The following is a 20,848-nucleotide window of genomic DNA, read 5'->3' on the forward strand; positions in this document are numbered from 1 at the left end:
TTATTTATTTATCATTAATAAACTATACTCACACTCAAACGCCAGGAACGACCCGGCATCGGATAGTATTGAATAATATCATATGTTTTGTCACCCAGGTTAATCACTTCTCCCTGCAAACGCAACTTACATTTTTTTACCACAAACTCACGGTTAAGAGATATTCCCTGTTCTACATATCCGGCAATAAGGTTGCTTTCTATGTTTTGAGGCAAAGCATATCTGTCACCCGCCGCAGTCAAGCTATAAGAGACGTTGACCCACGGATTCTCCAAGGTCAACGATGCATTTCCCGAATGTTTCGGAGTATATGGTATCTGATCCTTGTAATTTTTTGCATCAGGATCAGTTATATCGATTGCTTTCTGAAAACTATATGTGGCAGAGAGGAGTAAGGTCATCTTTGCCGGCAGAGAGGTTTCAGATGAGAAATTCACATCCAAACCTTTGATATCGACTTCTCCCATATTCATCATCTTCCATATATACATCGTCGGAATAGCAACAATCTTGTCCTTCACCTTATTATAATAACCATCGGCCGAAAGACTCAGATAACGAAAGAGATTCCCTGCTTCTCCGCTCCAGGTCAGCCCCAGATTATATTGTGTAGCCTTTTCCGGCTGCAGGTTCGTATTTCCCATACGGAGATAATATAGATCAGTGAAAGTCGGGACACGGAAAATATCTTTGTAAGAGGCACGTACACGAAAGGCATTATCGGGAAAAGGCCTCAACGATACGCTAACCGCAGGAGACAAACGTTTACGGTCGGCCGGTTTATCGCCAGCCTTTACTTTGTCGGTCATATAAGTACCCAGTAAGCTGGCTGTTGCTGTAAACATCGAGTTCTTATATTGGGCGGATAACACTGACAGTGAAGTCAAACGCTTGGGTTGCGGTGCATTCATAAAGTTATTATCCAGCATATTATGGGCTAAATCAGTCGTAAGAGAAGTCGAGAAGTTCTTCCAGGGTGAATAAAGTACGCCTACCGAACCGTAATACTCTTCCTGGGTATTCAAATCTTCTTGCTTACCTCCTGAGTATTTATTACTTACATCACGGTACTTGCTGAAAGAATAATTATACTTGGCATGTGCCTGCAAAGATAAATTGTCCGTTAGTTTGTTGGAATACTGCAACTGGGTAAAGAAATTATTGTTCCACAAGCGTTCCCGGTTACTGTTGCTATACAATATCACCGAACCGGGGAGTCCGCGTTCTGAATCGTAATAATAGACTTTACCGGTCAATGTTCCGGCCTTACCCAGGTCTCCATACAGATTTCCTTCCAGACGAAGTGCCTGGATATCGCTGTTCTTCCTTTTTTCTTCGGTTACAACATTTCCGTTTACCAAAGTAAAAGGGTATTCCCCTTTTGCACTTAGCCAGTCGGCATGCAAAGAAGCGGAAAAGCGGTTACTTATCTTCTGTTCATAACGAACCATCGGGTTGAACAAACCAAAAGAACCTCCTTTCACTTTCGCCTGAAGATTCATCGGTTTTCCATCAAATACAGGTCTACGTGTCTTCACACTCAACGCCCCTGCCGACGCATACATCCGTGCTGTCTGGAAAATATCATCTGATTGCCCGATCGAAAGTGAAACCATCTCCACATTGTCCAGTGAGAAGCGGCTGATATCCACCTGTCCGCTCTGGGCATCCGTGATCGTTACTCCATCGTAGCTGACAGCCGTATGTTGTGCCCCAAGGCTACGCACGGAAACCGTCTTCAATCCCCCTATCCCACCGTAATCCTTCACTGTTGCACCGGAGAAACGTTTCACTGCTTCCGAAAGATCCTGTATTCCCAGGCGTTCAATTCCGGAACGGTCCATTATTTGCAGAGGAGTTGCTTCACGGGTTGTGGAAGGACGTGCCTTTTCCACCACCTCAACACCGGAAAGCTGGTGATAAGCTGTCGTATCAATTGTTTGTGCGTACATAGTAGGTACGCACAAAAATATGCCTGGCAGGCATACAATCATTTTAACATATAATATTCGCATATATCCAGGTCTATCAACACCTATACCCGAGGTATCGCATATAAAATAATGGCAGGTTTTCTGACTTGTTCTCCCATGACCGGCCGCCTTCCCAGGAATCATAAATTCCCAGTGGCAACAAGATTGCCGGGGTTACAGAACTTACAGCTACGGGTACAGTTCCGGACTTGCACCGGATTCCCTTTTACTAACGGATAGCGAAAACTAAACCGTTACACCATAATCCGATGGCAAAAGTACGAAATATATCGGTAATCTCAACTACCAGACCGGTCACTTTCAAATATTACGAATCTGAATACACAAATAAAAGGGAACAGATGAATGTAATGAAAAAATCAGTACCTTTGCGCCCGAATTGGTTTCGTAGCTCCCGTTCGGGAATACGGATTAAAAGGGAACCGGGTGTAAATCCCGGACAGTCCCGCTGCTGTGAAGCTCCGTTAACAGCCTAATACTACTTTTGCCACTGACGATTCAGTTGACAGTGGAAAGTTGACAAATGACAGTTTTTCTGTCCGTATTTTATCTGTCAACTGTTATCTGTCAACTGTCAACTATTCCGTCGGGAAGGCTTTTAGGATAGGAGTCAGTCAGAAGACCTGCCGTTCGTTGAGACTCATATCCTCGTGGGTTAGGATAAGGATGTAACATTTTAGAATTAAACAAAAAGATGACAGACAAGGAAGTATTGTTATTACGACGTAAACTGGACCTTTTGCTGCGTACAGGCAAATTATTGATGGAAAGTGCTGCCGATACCAACCGTATTGAACGGAACATGAAACGAGTAGCAGCTTTTATGGGTATTCCGGAAGAGAAATTACACATCGATATCCGGTGGACGATGATCATGGTCAATGTAAGTGATGAAAGAAATTCGTTTTCCAAATTCCAGAAATGTGAGAAACATGGTATCAACATGACCGCGATCTCGCAGATCAGCGATCTTTCATGGTGTGCTATCGAAGAGGACTATTCATTGGACAAATATGAAGAGGAATTGGAAAAGATAGCCAAAAAGCCCCGGAATTATACACCTTATATCGTAGCTATCGGTGCAGGATTCGCCTGTGGCGGTTTCTGTAAATTGTTCGGTTCCGACTGGATCGCCTTTCTGTTTGCTTCCATTTGTGCATTCATTGGTTTCAGGATACGTGCCCGATGCATAGAAGCCGGATTAAATGTATATATGAGTATAGCACTCGCCGCTTTTGCCGCGACCTGCACTGCGTATCTTTCTTCCTTCTCGGGATTGTCCGAGACGCCTTATCATCCGCTACTCGCCTGTGCCCTGTTCATTGTACCGGGAGTACCTTTGATCAACTTCGTAGACGATATGCTCGATAACCATCTGCTCGTCGGGATGACACGTGCCGCCAACACGGCTATGATGGTAGTTGCGATGACGTTCGGTATTGCATTCGCATTGCGCATACTTGTCATGAACGACGTTGCGATCGACCATAAGTTCAGTGAGTTAAGTATGGTTCCGCATGATCCGTATTATGTGTATGCGATCGCTGCAGCTATCGCCGCTATCGGATTCTCTATGATCTTCAATATTCAGCGCCGTCTGTTATGGGTTGTTGCCGTTGGAGGTATCATTGCCGTATGTACCCGCAACTTTGTAAACTTCGAACTGGGTTACGGTCCTGTGATCGGTTCGTTTATGGGTAGTTTCGTTGTCAGCGTGCTCGCAGTGAAAGCAGTCCACTGGTTTCATGTGCCTAATCACGTATTAACGATCCCGTCTGTTATTCCCATGATCCCGGGCGTCCTGATGTACCGCTCTTTATTAGCATTTATCAATCTGCATGGAGTGATCGGTGAGGTAACGAACGCCTTCTTCAACGGTATCAATTCCGCCCTTATCATTCTCTGTATATCGTTAGGTGTTGCTGTTCCTAATATCTTTGCCCGTCAATATATAGCCAAGGACCGGCAGCGACATCTACAAGAAGAATTGGAGAAACGCCGGCAACGTGGAAAATTCCTTGAATGGTAAAAATTTATTATTCCTAATATAAAAAATAAGAGGCTACCCCATACAATTTTGAGGTAGCCTCTTACATATATTAATATAGAAACGATTATAATAAACTGTTTTTTTAACAAAGGGAAACACTACAACGATTTCTCCTTCACTTTGCATTCAGCCCTAAAATAACCCATTATTGACAAATAGGAAGGGCCTTTACCACTCCGAATTGTTCCATATTTCAAAATGGTTGGTTCATTTCAAAACACAACACAAATTAGTTTAAAGTTTAACTAAGTGCAAAAAAGCCAAAAAAGTAATATCTTCGGGTTTCCGGCGGGTTGTTTTCGTAATATTGCAGCGTTGAAAAATAATTAGACGAGGAGAAAAAGAATTGTATGGGAGAAACAAAAGGTTATGTTTCGCAGGTTATCGGTCCGGTAGTGGATATTCACTTCGATAATGAAAAAGAAGAGAAAATCGTGTTACCACGCATCCACGATGCAATGGAGATAACCCGCCCCAATGGAAAAGTGCTGATTGTTGAAGTACAGCAGCATATTGGGGAAAACACAGTCCGTACAGTGGCTATGGACACGACGGACGGACTGCAGCGAGGAATGAAAGCCGTATCATGCGGTTCGCCCATTACCATGCCTGTTGGTGACCAGGTAAAAGGGCGTTTGATGAATGTGACCGGTGATTCGATCGACGGGATGGAAGAACTGGATCGTAAAGGAGCTCTTCCCATCCATCGTGAACCACCGAAGTTTGAGGATTTAACAACCAGTAAGGACGTCCTTTACACAGGTATTAAAGTGATCGATCTGCTGGAACCTTATTCCAAGGGTGGTAAAATCGGACTTTTCGGTGGTGCCGGCGTAGGTAAGACAGTTCTTATCATGGAACTGATCAATAACATTGCCAAGAAAAACAACGGATTCTCCGTTTTCGCCGGTGTAGGTGAACGTACCCGTGAAGGTAACGACCTGCTGCGCGAGATGATCCAGTCGAACGTGATCCGTTATGGCAAGGAATTTAAAGAAAGTATGGAAGCCGGTCATTGGGACCTGTCGAAGATAGACCATGAAGAACTGGCGAAATCGCAGGCTACCCTGGTATTCGGGCAGATGAACGAACCCCCGGGAGCACGTTCTTCGGTGGCCCTATCCGGTTTAACAATAGCCGAATCGTTCCGCGACCTGGCTCCGGAGGGCGAGACACGCGATATCCTGTTCTTTATCGATAATATCTTCCGTTTCACGCAAGCCGGTTCGGAAGTATCCGCCCTGTTGGGACGTATGCCGTCTGCCGTAGGTTATCAACCGACCCTGGCAACAGAAATGGGGGCTATGCAGGAACGCATCACTTCGACAAAGAAAGGTTCTATCACATCCGTACAGGCTGTGTATGTGCCCGCCGACGACTTGACAGACCCGGCTCCGGCAACCACCTTTACACACCTGGATGCAACCACCGTGTTGAGCCGTAAGATCACGGAGCTCGGTATCTACCCGGCTGTCGACCCGTTGGAATCGACTTCCCGTATCCTCGACCCGCTGGTTGTCGGCAAGGAACATTACGAAACAGCCCAGCGTGTAAAACAGATCCTCCAGCGTAACAAGGAATTGCAGGACATCATCTCAATCCTGGGTATGGAGGAACTTTCGGACGAGGACCGCCAGACGGTTAATCGCGCCCGCCGCGTACAACGCTTCCTGTCGCAGCCTTTCGCCGTGGCAGAACAGTTCACCGGCGTACCGGGTGTAATGGTCTCTATCGAAGATACGATCCGCGGATTCAATATGATCATGGACGGAGAGACAGACGATATCCCTGAACAGGCCTTCCTGAATGTAGGAACGATTGAAGATGTGATTGAAAAAGGAAAGAAACTGGCAGAACAAGCAAATTAATAAAGCATGGAACTGGAAATCATATCCCCCGACGGCATTTTATTCAAAGGAGAAACGAATTATGTATCCTTTCCGGGTACGGCAGGCTCGTTCGATGTGCTGCCTCATCACGCTCCGATGATAGCTGCCCTCGAAGCAGGGGCAATCCGGTACCAGGCAAATGGGAAAGAAGAACAACAGGAAATAAATATACAGAGCGGATTCGTCGAGATAAAAGACGATATCCTGTCCGTATGCATCGAATAAAAAAATACGATCATGAGCGGTAGATTAAGAATGAAGCTAATGGGCTTGACTACCTTTATTAATGTAGTTATCGGCGTCTCTTTGGGGGGGCTGTTATACACCATCTGGCCTTCGCACTATTATGAGTGGTATCCGTCAATACCGGTATTCTATTGGTTAAGCAGTATGTTGATGATCTTTTTTCTGGATCATGTAAAACGGAAACACGGAGATGTCACGGTGGTTACTTATATGGTAGTCCGGCTATGCAAGTTCACGCTCGCTTTGGTTTTCCTCTGGTTATATGCCAGATTGGTCGGACAAAACCTGAAAGCCTTTGGCTTTACGATGATGTTGTTCTATTTCATTTATCTTGTGCTGGAAACATATACATTGTATCTGTTTGAGAAAAAGAGAATGAAAAGTGAAAAGAAAGAAAAAGATGAGCAGAATAAAAAACAATAACCTGTTATGGTTTACCTTCTTGTTACTGGCGTGGATCAGCTTTCCGGCAAGTGCTGCCGCAGAAAGCAAACCGGGTGAGGTGGATGTGCAGGATATCGTTTTTTCTCACATCAAGGACGCTTATACCTGGCATATCACGGAATGGAACGGAAAGGAAATATCCATACCCCTTCCCATCCTGCTGAAAAGTGAAGAGCGCGGATGGGACCTGTTCCTCTCCTCGCATCTGCATCATGGAAATTTGCATCACAACTACTATATTGCAGAAGAAGGCGATCATGCGGGGAAGGTAGTGGAGAAAAACAGCAAAGGAGAAGAAGTCAAACCGCTGGACCTATCGCTGACCAAAAATGTCTGCGGCCTGTTGCTCAGTTGCGGGATACTGCTTTTCATCGTCCTTAGGACAGCCCGATGGTATAAGAAGCATCCGAATGAAGCTCCGGGCGGATTTACGGGATTGATGGAGATGGCGGTCATGTTCATCCACGAAGGAGTGGTGAAGGAAGGGATCGGAAAGGAATACAAACCTTTCTCCTCATACCTGCTGACGGTGTTCTTCTTTATCCTGATCAATAACCTGATCGGTATCATTCCGGTATTCCCCGGAGGTGCCAACATCACAGGTAATATTACGATCACCGCCGTACTGGCAGTTTGTACCTTCCTGGCAGTAAACTTGTTTGCTACCAAGGCGTACTGGAAAGAGATATTCTGGCCGAATGCCCCTATCTTCCTGAAACTGCCTTTGCCGATCATGCCCTTCGTGGAATTTTTCGGCGTATTCACAAAGCCGTTTGCCCTGATGATCCGTCTGTTTGCCAATATCATGGCAGGGCATACGATCATTCTGGCACTGACTTGCCTGATATTTATCACCGCCTCGATGGGGACAGCTATCAACGGCACGATGACAGTCGTTTCCGTATTGTTCACCGTGTTCATGAACTGCCTCGAACTGTTGGTGGCATGCTTGCAAGCCTATATATTCACCTTACTGTCCGCCAACTATATCGGACTGGCCAAGGTACGGGAATAAACAAACATATTATTAAAAACAAGGTTACTAATTCATTTAAAAGATTGAAACTATGTTATCAGCAATTTTATTACAAGCAGCAACAGCCGGTATGGGCATCGCAAAACTTGGAGCAACCGTAGGTGCAGGATTAGCCGCTATCGGCGCAGGTATCGGTATCGGACTGATTGGAAAAGGAGCAGTTGAAGGAATCAGCCGTCAGCCGTCGGCAGCCGGTGATATCCGTACATCCATGCTTATCATGGGTGCGTTGGTGGAAGGTGTCGCCCTGTTTGCGATCGTAGTATGTTTCTTAGGATTGTTCCAATAAAATAAAAGCGAACTATGTCATTGCTCACACCAGACGCAGGGCTTTTATTCTGGATGATCCTTTCTTTCGGAATCGTCTTTGTCATTCTTTCCAAGTATGGCTTTCCGGTCATTATCAAGGCCGTGGAACAACGGAAAGAATACATCGATCGTTCCCTTGAATCGGCTCGTCAGGCAAACGAACAGCTTGCCGGCATCCAGGCCGAAGGAGAAAAGATTCTTGCCCAGGCAAGAGAGCAGCAGAATACGATTCTGAAAGAAGCCCTGGTCGAAAAAGAACAGATTATCAGCGAAGCCCGGCAAAAGGCTTCGGCTGAAGCGCATATGCAACTGGAAGAGGCTACCCGGCGCATCCGGGAGGAAAAAGACAAAGCGATCCGCGAAGTCCGCACCGAGATAGCCGACCTGTCCGTTGCCATTGCAGAGAAAGTAATGAAAGAGGAGATCAGCCGCACGGATGAACAGGAAAAGATCATCAACGGGCTGCTCGACAATGTTTCGTTTAGTAAATCATAATATATGGATGTAGGTACAATCTCTTCCCGGTACGTCAAAGCACTCTTTTCACTGGCAAAAGACAAGCAACAGGAAACCCGGGTATATGATGATATGAAGATGCTGGCCGTCAGTTTCGAGCAGGAGCCGGGACTGAAAGCCGTACTGGATAACCCGATCTTTCCGGAAGAGGAAAAAGTGAAGTTGCTCAAAACGGCGGCCGGACTGGAAGTCTGCGAGCTGTTTATCCGCTTTATCCGCCTGGTACTTCAGCGCAAAAGAGAGAGCTTGCTACCGCTTATGGCATACATTTATATCCATATGTACCGGAAGGATAAAAAGATTACCCGGGTATTGTTCAAAACTCCCGTTCCGGTAGACGAAGCTACGCAGGAACATTTGAAGGAACGGCTGAAAAAGGAAACCGGCAATACCATCGAGTTCATGGGAGTGACGAGGCCGGAACTGATCGGAGGTTTCGTGCTACGTATCGGTAACTACCGGATAGATGCCAGCTATGCCCGGCAACTCCGGGAGATCAGGAATCAGCTAATCGAAAAAAATTAAAAAGTAAAACGTATGACAGACCAGATAAAAGTAAGTGAAGTTTCCGCCATATTACGCCAGCAGCTGGAAGGTATTCAAACCAGTATCCATCTGGAGGAGGTAGGTACCGTACTCCAAGTGAGCGACGGTGTGGCGCGTATCTACGGACTGGATAATGCCGAGGCCAACGAATTGCTACAGTTCGACAACGGTATGGAGGCTATCGTCATGAACCTGGAAGAAGACAATGTGGGTGCCGTACTGCTCGGACCGACCGACCAGGTGAAAGAAGGCGATACCGTAAAACGTACACGCCGTATCGCATCCATCAACGTAAACGAGAATATGATCGGACGTGTAATCGACCCGCTGGGAAACCCGATTGACGGGAAAGGGGAGATTACCGGTAAAAAATACCAGATGCCTCTGGAACGGAAAGCACCGGGCGTGATTTTCCGCCAGCCGGTAAACGAACCGTTGCAGACCGGAATCAAGGCTGTCGATGCCATGATCCCTATCGGACGCGGACAACGTGAGTTGATCATCGGCGACCGCCAGACGGGAAAGACGTCTATCGCCATCGACGCGATCATCAACCAGCGCAGTAATTACGAAGCCGGGAAACCCGTTTATTGTATATACGTTGCAATCGGGCAGAAAGGTTCGACCGTGGCTTCCCTGGTCAATACATTACAGGAAAAAGGGGCGATGGACTACACAATCGTAGTCAGCGCCACGGCTTCCGACCCGGCTGCCATGCAGTACTTCGCTCCTTTCGCCGGAGCGGCTATCGGTGAGTTCTTCCGCGACAGCGGACGCCATGCACTGGTCGTTTACGATGACTTGTCCAAACAGGCAGTAGCTTACCGTGAAGTATCTCTGATTCTTCGCCGTCCTTCCGGACGTGAAGCCTATCCGGGTGATATTTTCTATCTGCACTCCCGTTTGCTGGAACGTGCAGCCAAGATCATCAACCAGCAGGAAGTGGCAAGCGAAATGAATGACCTGCCGGAAAGCATGAAAGACCTTGTAAAAGGTGGCGGCTCCCTGACTGCCCTGCCGATCATCGAGACACAGGCCGGCGACGTTTCCGCCTATATCCCGACGAACGTGATCTCTATCACCGACGGACAGATATTCCTCGAAACAGACCTGTTCAACCAGGGTAACCGCCCGGCTATCAATGTGGGTATTTCCGTTTCCCGTGTAGGTGGTAACGCCCAGTTGAAAGCGATGAAGAAGGTGGCCGGTACACTGAAAATCGACCAGGCACAGTTCCGCGAACTGGAATCGTTCACTAAATTCGGCGGCGAAATGGATGCGGTTACGGCCTTCACGATCGATAAAGGACAAAAGAATACACAACTGTTGATACAGCCCCAATACAACCCGATGCCCGTGGAACAGCAAATTGCAATCCTGTACTGCGGTACACAAGGCTTGTTGAAGGAAGTTCCGTTGAATAAAGTACACGAATTTGAGAAGGCATTCCTTCAGACGTTGATCACCAATCATCAGAAGGATGTACTGGATGTACTGAAATCCGGCGTGATAAACGATGAAGTCCGTAATATCCTGGAAGAAACGGCAAAACAGTTGACAAGTGACAATTGACAGTTAATTGTCAACTATCAACCACCAACTGTCAACTGTCAACTATCAACTGTCAACTCAAAAACTATGTCATCACTGAAAGAAATAAAAGTTCGCCTTGCGTCGATCCGGAATACGCAGAAGATCACTTCAGCCATGAAGATGGTGTCTTCTGCCAAGCTGCATCATACGCAAACGATTATCGAACATTTGCTGGTATACGAGAACAAGCTGAGCGCCATATTGAGCGGGACCTTGTCTGCCGAGAATGATTTGAATTCACCTTATACAGCAGTGCGTAAGGTGAAACAAGTCGCTATTGTCGCTTTTTCATCCAATACCGGATTATGCGGTGTTTTCAATGCCAATGTTTGGAAAGAGCTGACTGCCCGCCTCCACCAATATGAGGCGGACAGTATCGCCGTACACATTTATCCGGTCGGAAAGAAAATAGCGGACGAGTTGCATAAAGCAGGTTACCAGACAGACGACAGCTTCCTGACAATCGGTGATAAACCGGTTTACGAAGATGCGGCACGGCTGGCTACAGCATTGATGGACTTATATACTACCGGGCAGGCAGACCGGGTAGAACTGCTTTATCATCATTTCAAGAATATGGCAGAGCAGGTGCTGACTGAAAAAACGTTCCTGCCGGTCACCTTACCGGAGACAGACCCGGCAAAGGAATCGCTGAATTATATCCTGGAACCGTCGGCAGAGCAACTACTGGCTTTGCTATTGCCCAAAGTTCTCCACTTGCATATCTACACGACTTTGCTCGACACCGTCACGGCTGAACATGCCGCCCGCATGCTCGCCATGCAGACGGCCAACGACAATGCCAACGACCTGATCCAGGAACTGACATTGCAATACAATAAAACCCGCCAGCAGGCAATCACAAACGAATTGCTGGATATTATGGGCGGGAGTGGTCAATAATCTTCTACTTATAATGATTGAAGCCCCGGCGAATCACTTCGGCGGGGCTTCCGGCTTTAAAATTATTATTGAACAATTTTCTAACAACCAAATCTATTAAATTTAGCAGAAGAATAATATCATTAATTGGGCAGTCAGTACGCGCAGGAACATGGTCAACGGATAAACCGTCGCATATCCGACTGCTGGAGCGTCGTTGCCTGCCGTTGCATTCGCATAAGCCAACGCAGGAGGGTCGGTCGTACTACCGGCCAGCAATCCCATCAGCGTAAAATAATTCAGTTTGAAGAAATACCTGCCGGCAAAACCGATGATCAGCAACGGTAACATCGTTATAATAAAACCGTAACCGATCCAGGCAACTCCCCCTTTATTGACAATCGTATCCACGAATCCGTCTCCGGCACTCAATCCGACACAAGCAAGGAACATGGTTATACCGATCTCCCTCAGCATCAGGTTGGCACTCTGGGTCGTATAAGTAACCAACTTGTAACGATATCCGAAGCGGCTCAATAGAATAGAAACCACCAGCGGACCACCCGCCAGACCTAGTTTGATCGGTTGCGGGATTCCCGGGACAGTGAATGGGATACTACCCAGAATAATACCCAAAGCGATACCGATAAAAATAGGGATCAGGTTAGGTTCATTCAAACGCTTCATCGAATTACCCAATATCGTACTCACCTTATCGACAGCCAGTTCACTACCGACCACCGTTACGCGGTCGCCCACCTGCAATTGCAGTCCCTGAGTAGCCACCAGTTCGACTCCGGCACGGTTTACACGCGTCACATTGATACCGTGCAAACGCCGTAACTGCAAATCACCCAGACGGGAACCAGTCAGTTCCGGTTTGGTAACCAGAATACGACGGCTCACAAAAGCACTTTCAGCAGGGATCCACTGTTTACGGTCCATTTCTATTTCGGGACCGACAAAAGTTTTTATAGTCTCTGCGTCATGCTCTGTTGTGATCACAAATATCTTATCATCCTCATCCAGAATCGTATTGCCGGTCACGATCTCGACTTTATTGCTCTTCTTCCGCCAGATACGGGATATCACATATTGCCGGTGTTCGAGAAAAGCGCCGAGTTCCATCACCTTCCGTCCGAAAAGTGCGGGATTCTTCACGACAAGCGATATGGGAGTCGCTTCACTGTTATGCACATCGTTCTCCGCTTCCAGTTGTTCTGTCTCTTTCTCAAAACTGATATGAAAAATGTAGCGGACAAACAACATGGAAAGGATAATACCGACAACCCCCAGCGGATAAGCAACAGCATATCCCAGCGCGATCGTTTCATTCGATGTACCCGTCATATCGGTAAAAGCCTGTTGGGCCGCACCCAAACCGGGTGTATTTGTTACCGCTCCCGACAAAATACCGACCATTGTCGGCATGGGAATATCCGTTATGAAATGAATGACCAACGCCGTTACAACGCCGAGGAAAACAATTCCGCAAGCCAACCCGTTCAATGTCATTCCCCCCTTTTTGAACGAAGAGAAAAAACCGGGACCGACCTGCATACCGACAGAATAAACGAACAGGATCAACCCGAACTCCTTGAAGAAATGGATCACGGCTGGATTAATGGTAAAACCGAAATGTCCCAGTAAGATACCGACAAACAACACCAGGGTTATACCCAATGAGATACCGAATACCTTGATCTTGCCTAACTGGATTCCCACAGCGATCACCAGCGATAACAAAAGAATAGAATGCCCTATTCCCTCTCCCCACAGCAGTTCACTTATCCACTCCATAATTATTTATTTTTCAGATATGCAGATGAAATATCAAAAGCATAAAAATTATCCTTTACATGCTGAACACATGAAGGGCACAGGCAATCCTTATAATAGACCCTGATAAAAACCTGCTGGCATTGATCCAGATCGGTAAATACATGCTGATCCTCCGGCGAAAAGCCGTCACAACCTGATAACTTCGCGCCGCAACGCGCACAAAGCTTCTCCATAAATGTTACCTCCTTAAACGATAAATATTCTTTTCGAACTACTTTTCTAACCCACGAGAAAAACAGCCTTTAATGAACGGCAGGTCTTCTGACTGACTCCCATCCTGAAGCCTTCCCGACGCAATAGTTGACAGTTGACAGATAACAGTTGACAGATAAAATACTGACAGAAAAACTGTCAACTGTCAACTCTCCACTGTCAACTGAATCGTCAGTGGCATTAGTTGTTTTCAGAATGTTGAACGGAGCTTCACAGCAGCGGGACTGTCCGGGATTTACACCCGATTCCCTTTTAATCCACATCATCCGACCAGACGATACGGAACCAATTCGACGGCAAAACTACAAAATAAAAAGATATAACAACTATTTAATCATAAGTTTTTTACAATAAAAAATCCCTGCCAGCCTCACGGTCGACAGGGATTGCCATTCATAAATTCTAACAACAAAATCAAATCGTTATAATGGCATATTGCCATGTTTCTTCGGCGGATTGCTCTGGCTCTTGTTCTTTGCCATCTCCAGCGCCTGTATCAGTTTGAAGCGAGTCTGCCTCGGCATGATAATCTCATCGATAAATCCTTGTTCGGCTGCCCGGTAAGGATTGGAGAATTGCTCGGTATACTCTTTCATTGCCTGTTCTTTTTCTTCGCCGGTTGCTTTCCGGTACAGGATATTCACAGCACCTTCAGCTCCCATCACGGCGATTTCAGCCATCGGATAGGCCAGGTTTATATCGGCTCCGGTCGGTTTGCTCGACATCACGATATAAGCACCGCCATAGGCTTTCCGGGTGATCAGCGTGATCTTGGGAACGGTCGCTTCCGCATAAGCATACACGATCTTGGCGCCGTGGCGGATAATACCGTCATGTTCCTGCTGGCAACCGGGCAAAAATCCCGGAACATCTTCAAATGTGATCAACGGGATGTTGAAGCAATCGCAGAAGCGGATAAAGCGTGCCGCCTTATCGGAAGCATCGATATCCAACACGCCTGCCAGAAATGCCGGTTGATTGGCAACGATACCTACCGAACGTCCGCCCAAACGGGCGAAACCGACTACGATATTCTTTGCAAAATGAGGCATTACCTCGAAGAAATAATGATTATCGACAACAGGTTCTATGATATCTTTGATATCGTAAGGCACATTCGGATCATCCGGGATCACCTGTTGCAAAGCTTCATCTTCACGCCGGACATCGTCGGAACAGGAAACGACCGGTGCATCCTCCATATTATTTGAAGGAAGGAAACTCAGCAATTCACGAATACTCATCAATGTTTCCTCTTCCGTATCGCACATAAAATGGGTGACACCGCTCTTACTGCTATGCGTATAGGCACCTCCCAGTTCTTCCTTCCCCACTTCCTCATGAGTGACCGCCTTGACTACATCCGGTCCGGTAATGAACATGTGGCTTTTATCCTTTACCATAAAGATAAAATCGGTCAATGCCGGAGAATAACAGGCCCCACCGGCACAAGGTCCCAGAATAGCCGAGATCTGAGGAACGACACCCGAGGCCATCGTATTCTGATAAAAAATAGAAGCATATCCGGCCAGGCTGTTCACACCTTCCTGGATACGGGCTCCTCCCGAATCGTTCAGGGCAATGACCGGTGAACCGCTTTTCAGTGCCAGTTGCTGAACTTTCACTATCTTGGCGGCATTCGTCGCGCTCAACGTACCTCCGTAGGCTGTAAAGTCGTAGGCATAGACAAAGACTTGCCGTCCGTCTACTTTACCGTAGCCGGATACGATCCCGTCGCCGGGGATTTTATTCTTATCCATGCCGAAATTCGTACAGCGGTGAACCACAAATTTATCCAATTCGTTGAACGTCCCTTTATCCAGCAACATATCGATCCGTTCGCGGGCTGTCATCCGGCCGGATTCATGCTGCTTTTCGATACGGGTAATACCACCTCCCTGCGAAGCTGTCTTATCCAGTTCTTCAAAGGTCTTATACAACTGTTCCTTTCCCATTTTATTCTTCTTTATCTGTTATTACGTCCAGCGACAGAAGAACCTGGTTGCTTGCTACCGAATCTCCTTCTTTGACCAATACCTCACGTACCGTACAGGCTGAACTTACCTTATAATTACTCTGCATTTTCATCGCCTCTATCACGATGACGATATCACCGGCTTCCAGACGGTCGCCTTTCTCCACCAACACCTTCACGACTTTTCCGGGCATAGGAGAAACGATCTTGTTATCCTGCCGTTCTTCGCTGCTCTTACGCATACGCAGATATTTCATCTGTGTATCGACAATATCGACGGCATAAGACAGGAAATGTGTATTCACCGTATAACTTTTGCCTCCTTCTCCCCGGATCAGTTCGGCATTATACGAATTACCGTTGTGCAAAATAGAGCAGGCACCGTTCTCGGCCATCATAATATCGACTTCATAAGGGACACCGTCTATCGTCAACTGCACCTTATTCCCTTCCTTGCTGACCAGCGATACATCCGCCACTCTTTTTCCTATATGTATTTCCATAATGAATAATTTTCTAATATGCTAATGAACCAATTATTAAATGCGCAAGACGCCTTTCTGAAGACCGAACTCACGCCAGCGGCTGATAGGACGGTTATCCGACGCCAACCCCGACTTGTTTTCCTCCAGGTTGATCAGATAATCGATATAGGCAGCGATCATAGCCACATTCTCGGTTTCCGTACCACTCTCACTTACCGGATGCTGTAATTGTTCCGCATTTTTCGCAATAAAAGAAGTATCATATTTCCCCTGTACAAAATCAGTCGTATCCATGATCCGGCGCAGATAGCTGATATTGGTTTTCAATCCGGTGATCTTGTATTCGTGCAGTACACGCCGCATACGTTCGATTGCATACTGGCGGTTGGTCGCCCATACGATCAGTTTGCCGATCATCGGGTCGTAATAAACCGGTATCTCATATCCTTCGTACACATAACTGTCCACACGGACACCGATACCGTTCGGTTCCGTCAGTTGCCTGATCACACCGGGAGACGGCATAAATCCGGCTTCGGTATCTTCCGCACAGATACGGCATTCGATAGCATGGCCACGCTGGGCTATCTCTTCCTGACGGATATGGAGCGGCTCATCGTTAGCCACCCGGATCTGTTCTTTTACCAGGTCGACACCCAATACTTCTTCCGTGATAGGATGCTCCACCTGTAGGCGGGTATTCATTTCCAGGAAATAAAAATTCCGATGTTTGTCCACCAGAAATTCGATGGTACCTGCACCGGAATAATGAACGGCCTTTGCCGCAGCAACAGCTTTCTCTCCCATATCTTTCCGCAATTCAGCCGTAATAAACGGTGACGGGCTTTCTTCTACGATCTTCTGGTTACGCCGTTGTACCGAACATTCACGTTCGCAGAGATGGATCACGTTCCCGTGATTATCGCCCAGAATCTGAAATTCGATATGATGGGGCTCTTCCACAAACTTCTCCAGATAAACAGTATCGTCTCCAAAAGAAGAAAGAGATTCCGAACGGGCGGAATTATAGGCTTCCACCACCTCTTCCTCTTTATAAATAAGCCGCATCCCTTTTCCACCGCCGCCCATCGATGCTTTCAGCATCACAGGAAAACCGATCTCCTTACAAACCCGAACTGCTTCTTCCGCACTCTGCAACGGCTGCTGTGTTCCGGGAACTACCGGTACGCCGGCTTCGATCATACGTTTGCGGGCAGAGATCTTATCTCCCATCGCTTCCATCGTTTCAGGAGCCGGGCCGATAAAAATGATCCCTTCTTCCTTACATCTCCGGGCAAAAGCGGCATTCTCCGAAAGAAAGCCATAACCGGGGTGAACAGCATCTGCCTTATGAAGTTTGGCTGCCTGAATAATTTTTTCAATATCCAGATAACTCCCTTTGGAGGCCGCAGGGCCTATCAGGCAAGCTTCATCGGCATAAAGCACGTGCCGGGCGGCCCGGTCGGCTTCCGAAAATACAGCCACAGACTGTATTCCCATCTCCCGGCAGGAGCGCATCACACGCACCGCGATCTCACCACGATTTGCGATCAATATTTTCCGTATCATATCAATGCTTTAAATGTTTATAGCGGGGATTCACCTCGCAGGCATAGAAATATTTCTTTATCTCATTCAAACAGGAATTGCATAAGCATCCCGGATAATGCATCTTTACATAAGCAAGCTGGAGCTCATCCAATTTCACAGGTGCACAATGACAGGCAGAGATATCGTCTACCCGGCATACAAAGGAGACCCCACAACGCGGACAATCTTTCTCCATAATCTGATAATTTTTGAAATAAACAATCTTTTCGAACCCGTATCCTAACCCACGAGGACATGAGCCTTTAATGAATGGCAGGTCTTCTGACTGACTCCCATTCTGAAGCCTTCCCGACGGAAAGTTGATAGTTGACATGTGACAGTTGACAGATAAATACGGACAGAAAAACTGTCTACTGTCAACTTTCCACTGTCAACTGAATCGTCAGTGGCATTAGTTGTTTTCAGAATGTTGAACGGAGCTTCACAGCAGCGGGACTGTCCGGGATTTACACCCGATTCCCTTTTAATCTGTATCACCCGACCAGATAATACAGAACCGATTCGGCGGCAAATGTAGAGAAAATATTACACATTTTACTCCAAATTGTGCATATTTTTTATTGGGACACATAAGAGGCTGATAATGCAATGGTTAGAAGAGAGCTCACACTCAACTATCCTTTTTGGAAAACATTTTCAACACAGAAAATCTAAAAGTTTTCCACTTTTCTTTATTTCATATCTAACAATCAGTAGATTGACATAATTTAACTCGTTAAAAGTTTTCCAAAAAGAACACCATATACAGTTTAAGTATACCTTTGTTGGAGTAAAAACAACATAAATATATTATCAATTTTATCATGATACAAACAGTTATCAAACGGGATGGACGTATCGTCGGATTTAATGAGGAGAAGATAGTAACAGCGATACGAAAAGCCATGCTGCATACAGAAAATGGGGAGGATTTGCAGCTGATCCGCCAGATTACGGATCATATTTCATTCAAAGGAGAACCGCAAATGACAGTCGAAGCGATACAGGATGCAGTCGAACTGGAACTAATGAACAGTAGCCGTAAGGACGTTGCACAGAAATATATCGCTTACCGTAACCAGCGCAGTGTTGCCCGTAAAGCTAAAACACGCGATATGTTCCTGGAGATTATCAACATCAAATCGAACGATATCACGCGCGAAAATGCCAATATGAATGCAGATACTCCTGCAGGCATGATGATGAAATTCTCCAGTGAAACCACCAAACCGTTCGTCGACGATTACCTGTTGAGTGAAGAGGTAAAAGAGGCCGTTGCAAACAACTACCTGCACATTCATGATAAAGATTATTACCCGACCAAGAGCCTGACATGCGTTCAGCATCCGCTGGACCGCATCCTTAAATATGGATTCTCTGCCGGACATGGCGAATCACGCCCGGCAAAACGCATCGAGACAGCCAGCATCCTGGGCTGCATCTCCCTGGAAACAGCTCAGAACGAAATGCACGGCGGACAGGCTATCCCCGCTTTCGACTTCTATCTGGCTCCTTACGTACGTAACAGCTTTATTGAAGAGATCAAGAACCTGGAAGACCTGAACGGCGTGGATTACTCACATCTGTATAATAAAGAACTGGACGACTATGTAACGCGTCCGCTGGATGGCCTGAGCGGTGACAAACGGATCATACAGCATGCTATTAATAAAACTGTCAGCCGTGTCCATCAGTCGATGGAAGCTTTCATTCACAATATGAACACCATTCATTCACGCGGTGGCAACCAGGTGGTGTTCAGCTCTATCAACTACGGTACGGATACTTCAGCCGAAGGGCGTTGCATCATTCGTGAGATATTGAAAAGTACTTATCGTGGTGTCGGCAACGGCGAAACGGCTATCTTCCCGATCCAGATATGGAAAAAGAAACGTGGCGTCAGCTATCTGCCGGAAGACCGCAACTATGACTTGTACGAACTGGCATGCAAAGTGACTGCCCGCCGTTTCTTCCCGAACTTCCTGAACCTGGATGCTACATTCAACCAGCATGAAGACTGGAAAGCGGACGACCCACAACGCTATATGTATGAGGTAGCAACAATGGGATGCCGTACCCGCGTATTCGAGAATCGCTTTGGACCGAAGACTTCTATCGGACGCGGAAACATTTCTTTCTCGACTATCAACATCGTACGCCTGGCTATCGAATGTATGGATATCGAAGATAAAGAACTCCGCACCGCACGCTTCTTTGCCAAGCTGGACGAAATGCTGGAAATTACTGCACGCCAGTTGCATGAGCGTATGGAATTCCAGAAAACAGCTTATGCCAAACAGTTCCCGTTGCTGATGACTTCACTTTGGCTGGGTAGCGAAAAGTTAAAACCGACAGATACGATCGCTCCGGTTATCAACCAGGGAACACTGGGTATCGGATTCATCGGACTGGCTGAATGTCTGGTTGCCCTGACCGGCAAACATCATGGCGAAGACGCGGCTTCACAGGAGCTAGGTCTGAAAATTATCACTTATATGCGCGACCGCGTAAATCAGTTCTCGGAACGATATCAGCATAATTACAGTGTGCTGGCAACTCCGGCCGAAGGTCTTTCCGGCAAATTCACGGCACGCGACCGCAAGAAATTCGGTATATTACCCGGCATAACCGACCGTGAGTATTATACCAACTCCAACCATGTTCCGGTATATTACAAATGCAGTGCCCGTCATAAAGCAGAAGTAGAAGCTCCTTACCACGCATTAACAGGTGGCGGTCATATCTTCTATGTCGAAATAGACGGCGATGCAACCCACAACCCGGAAGTGATCATGAAAGTGGTCGACATGATGGACAAATATAATATCGGATACGGCTCGGTAAACCATAACCGTAACCGTTGCCTGGAATGCGGCTATGAAAATGCAGATGCTCACATGGAAGAATGTCCGAAGTGCGGCAGCAAGCATTTGGATAAGTTGCAGCGCATCACCGGTTACCTGGTAGGAACAACCGACCGCTGGAATAATGCCAAATTAGCGGAACTAAATGACAGAATTATTCATAATTAGAAATATTTGAGCTATATATATTCGGTTTGTATTAAGGAACGCAGATGACGCAGACGAGCGCAGATAAACACAGATAATATATTGTTTTAAAGAAAATAAAAAGTCTGCGAGCGTCTGCGTATTCTGCGTCATCTGCGTCCCCTAATACGATCTGAATAGGTTCAATTTTGATAAGGACCGAAACAATATTTTCTTGTAAATAATAA

Annotated in this window: 18 protein-coding genes and 4 riboswitches; of the genes, 11 read left to right on the forward strand and 7 right to left on the reverse strand. The window is 46.6% G+C overall.

The genetic code is table 11. The annotated features are described in order from the left end of the window. Window positions 1-14: 14 nt before the first annotated feature. Window positions 15-2,015 (reverse strand): TonB-dependent siderophore receptor, encoded by a 2,001-nt coding sequence (locus DWW23_RS16110; RefSeq protein ID WP_122354304.1) that lies wholly within the window; start codon window positions 2,013-2,015, stop codon window positions 15-17. Window positions 2,016-2,047: 32 nt separating this feature from the next. Continuing rightward, window positions 2,048-2,244, reverse strand: a riboswitch (cobalamin riboswitch). A gap of 113 nt (window positions 2,245-2,357) precedes the next feature. Next, window positions 2,358-2,640: riboswitch (cobalamin riboswitch) on the forward strand. Window positions 2,641-2,688: 48 nt separating this feature from the next. Between DWW23_RS16110 and DWW23_RS16115 the strand changes: the two genes are divergently transcribed. From DWW23_RS16115 to DWW23_RS16160, 10 genes are all read left to right on the forward strand, one after another. Further along, the gene (locus DWW23_RS16115; RefSeq protein WP_122354305.1) at window positions 2,689-4,023 is read left to right on the forward strand and encodes a threonine/serine exporter ThrE family protein; all 1,335 of its coding nucleotides are present in this window, start codon (window positions 2,689-2,691) and stop codon (window positions 4,021-4,023) included. A gap of 371 nt (window positions 4,024-4,394) precedes the next feature. Beyond that, window positions 4,395-5,912: a F0F1 ATP synthase subunit beta gene (gene atpD / locus DWW23_RS16120; protein ID WP_122354306.1), complete on the forward strand. Its 1,518-nt coding sequence runs from the start codon at window positions 4,395-4,397 to the stop codon at window positions 5,910-5,912. Between the two features lie 6 nt (window positions 5,913-5,918). Continuing rightward, window positions 5,919-6,158, forward strand: a complete 240-nt coding sequence (locus tag DWW23_RS16125; protein ID WP_122354307.1) for a F0F1 ATP synthase subunit epsilon — start codon at window positions 5,919-5,921, stop codon at window positions 6,156-6,158. Window positions 6,159-6,170: 12 nt separating this feature from the next. Continuing rightward, window positions 6,171-6,602, forward strand: coding sequence for a hypothetical protein (locus DWW23_RS16130; RefSeq protein WP_122354308.1), 432 nt, complete (start codon window positions 6,171-6,173; stop codon window positions 6,600-6,602). Then, window positions 6,580-7,638, forward strand: coding sequence for a F0F1 ATP synthase subunit A (gene atpB / locus DWW23_RS16135; RefSeq protein WP_122354309.1), 1,059 nt, complete (start codon window positions 6,580-6,582; stop codon window positions 7,636-7,638). Before DWW23_RS16130 ends, atpB begins: the two co-directional genes overlap by 23 nt. A 52-nt stretch (window positions 7,639-7,690) precedes the next feature. Beyond that, window positions 7,691-7,948 (forward strand): ATP synthase F0 subunit C, encoded by a 258-nt coding sequence (atpE, locus tag DWW23_RS16140; protein WP_122354310.1) that lies wholly within the window; start codon window positions 7,691-7,693, stop codon window positions 7,946-7,948. A gap of 14 nt (window positions 7,949-7,962) precedes the next feature. Continuing rightward, complete coding sequence (gene atpF, locus DWW23_RS16145) at window positions 7,963-8,463, forward strand: F0F1 ATP synthase subunit B (protein ID WP_122354311.1); 501 nt, start codon at window positions 7,963-7,965, stop codon at window positions 8,461-8,463. Between the two features lie 3 nt (window positions 8,464-8,466). Continuing rightward, a complete protein-coding gene (locus DWW23_RS16150) occupies window positions 8,467-9,009 on the forward strand; it encodes a F0F1 ATP synthase subunit delta (RefSeq protein WP_122354312.1) in 543 nt (180 codons plus the stop codon). 12 nt (window positions 9,010-9,021) lie between these two features. Next, window positions 9,022-10,602 (forward strand): F0F1 ATP synthase subunit alpha, encoded by a 1,581-nt coding sequence (atpA, locus tag DWW23_RS16155; protein WP_122354313.1) that lies wholly within the window; start codon window positions 9,022-9,024, stop codon window positions 10,600-10,602. 66 nt (window positions 10,603-10,668) lie between these two features. Beyond that, complete coding sequence (locus tag DWW23_RS16160; protein WP_122354314.1) at window positions 10,669-11,526, forward strand: F0F1 ATP synthase subunit gamma; 858 nt, start codon at window positions 10,669-10,671, stop codon at window positions 11,524-11,526. 102 nt (window positions 11,527-11,628) lie between these two features. Here the strand turns inward: DWW23_RS16160 and DWW23_RS16165 are convergent, their stop codons facing one another. From DWW23_RS16165 to DWW23_RS16190, 6 genes are all read right to left on the reverse strand, one after another. Beyond that, window positions 11,629-13,305 carry a putative transporter gene (locus DWW23_RS16165; protein ID WP_122354315.1) on the reverse strand — a complete coding sequence of 559 codons (1,677 nt, stop codon included), beginning with the start codon at window positions 13,303-13,305 and terminating at the stop codon, window positions 11,629-11,631. 2 nt (window positions 13,306-13,307) lie between these two features. Beyond that, window positions 13,308-13,520 carry a hypothetical protein gene (locus tag DWW23_RS16170; protein ID WP_122354316.1) on the reverse strand — a complete coding sequence of 71 codons (213 nt, stop codon included), beginning with the start codon at window positions 13,518-13,520 and terminating at the stop codon, window positions 13,308-13,310. A 60-nt stretch (window positions 13,521-13,580) separates the two neighbouring features. Then, window positions 13,581-13,865, reverse strand: a riboswitch (cobalamin riboswitch). Window positions 13,866-13,982: 117 nt separating this feature from the next. Beyond that, window positions 13,983-15,515: an acyl-CoA carboxylase subunit beta gene (locus DWW23_RS16175; protein WP_122354317.1), complete on the reverse strand. Its 1,533-nt coding sequence runs from the start codon at window positions 15,513-15,515 to the stop codon at window positions 13,983-13,985. Between the two features lies 1 nt (window position 15,516). Continuing rightward, complete coding sequence (locus DWW23_RS16180; protein ID WP_122354318.1) at window positions 15,517-16,038, reverse strand: biotin/lipoyl-containing protein; 522 nt, start codon at window positions 16,036-16,038, stop codon at window positions 15,517-15,519. 36 nt (window positions 16,039-16,074) lie between these two features. After that, window positions 16,075-17,589, reverse strand: coding sequence for an acetyl-CoA carboxylase biotin carboxylase subunit (gene accC, locus DWW23_RS16185; protein WP_122354319.1), 1,515 nt, complete (start codon window positions 17,587-17,589; stop codon window positions 16,075-16,077). A gap of 1 nt (window position 17,590) precedes the next feature. Next, window positions 17,591-17,806, reverse strand: coding sequence for a cysteine-rich CWC family protein (locus tag DWW23_RS16190; RefSeq protein WP_122354320.1), 216 nt, complete (start codon window positions 17,804-17,806; stop codon window positions 17,591-17,593). Between the two features lie 58 nt (window positions 17,807-17,864). Beyond that, window positions 17,865-18,147: riboswitch (cobalamin riboswitch) on the reverse strand. A gap of 287 nt (window positions 18,148-18,434) precedes the next feature. On the opposite strand from DWW23_RS16190, the gene DWW23_RS16195 reads away from it, so the two are divergent. Then, window positions 18,435-20,642 carry an anaerobic ribonucleoside triphosphate reductase gene (locus tag DWW23_RS16195; RefSeq protein WP_122354321.1) on the forward strand — a complete coding sequence of 736 codons (2,208 nt, stop codon included), beginning with the start codon at window positions 18,435-18,437 and terminating at the stop codon, window positions 20,640-20,642. Window positions 20,643-20,848 lie beyond the last annotated feature (206 nt).

The organism is Parabacteroides sp. AF14-59 (assembly GCF_003479515.1).
In the GTDB taxonomy this organism is placed as follows: domain Bacteria; phylum Bacteroidota; class Bacteroidia; order Bacteroidales; family Tannerellaceae; genus Parabacteroides; species Parabacteroides faecis.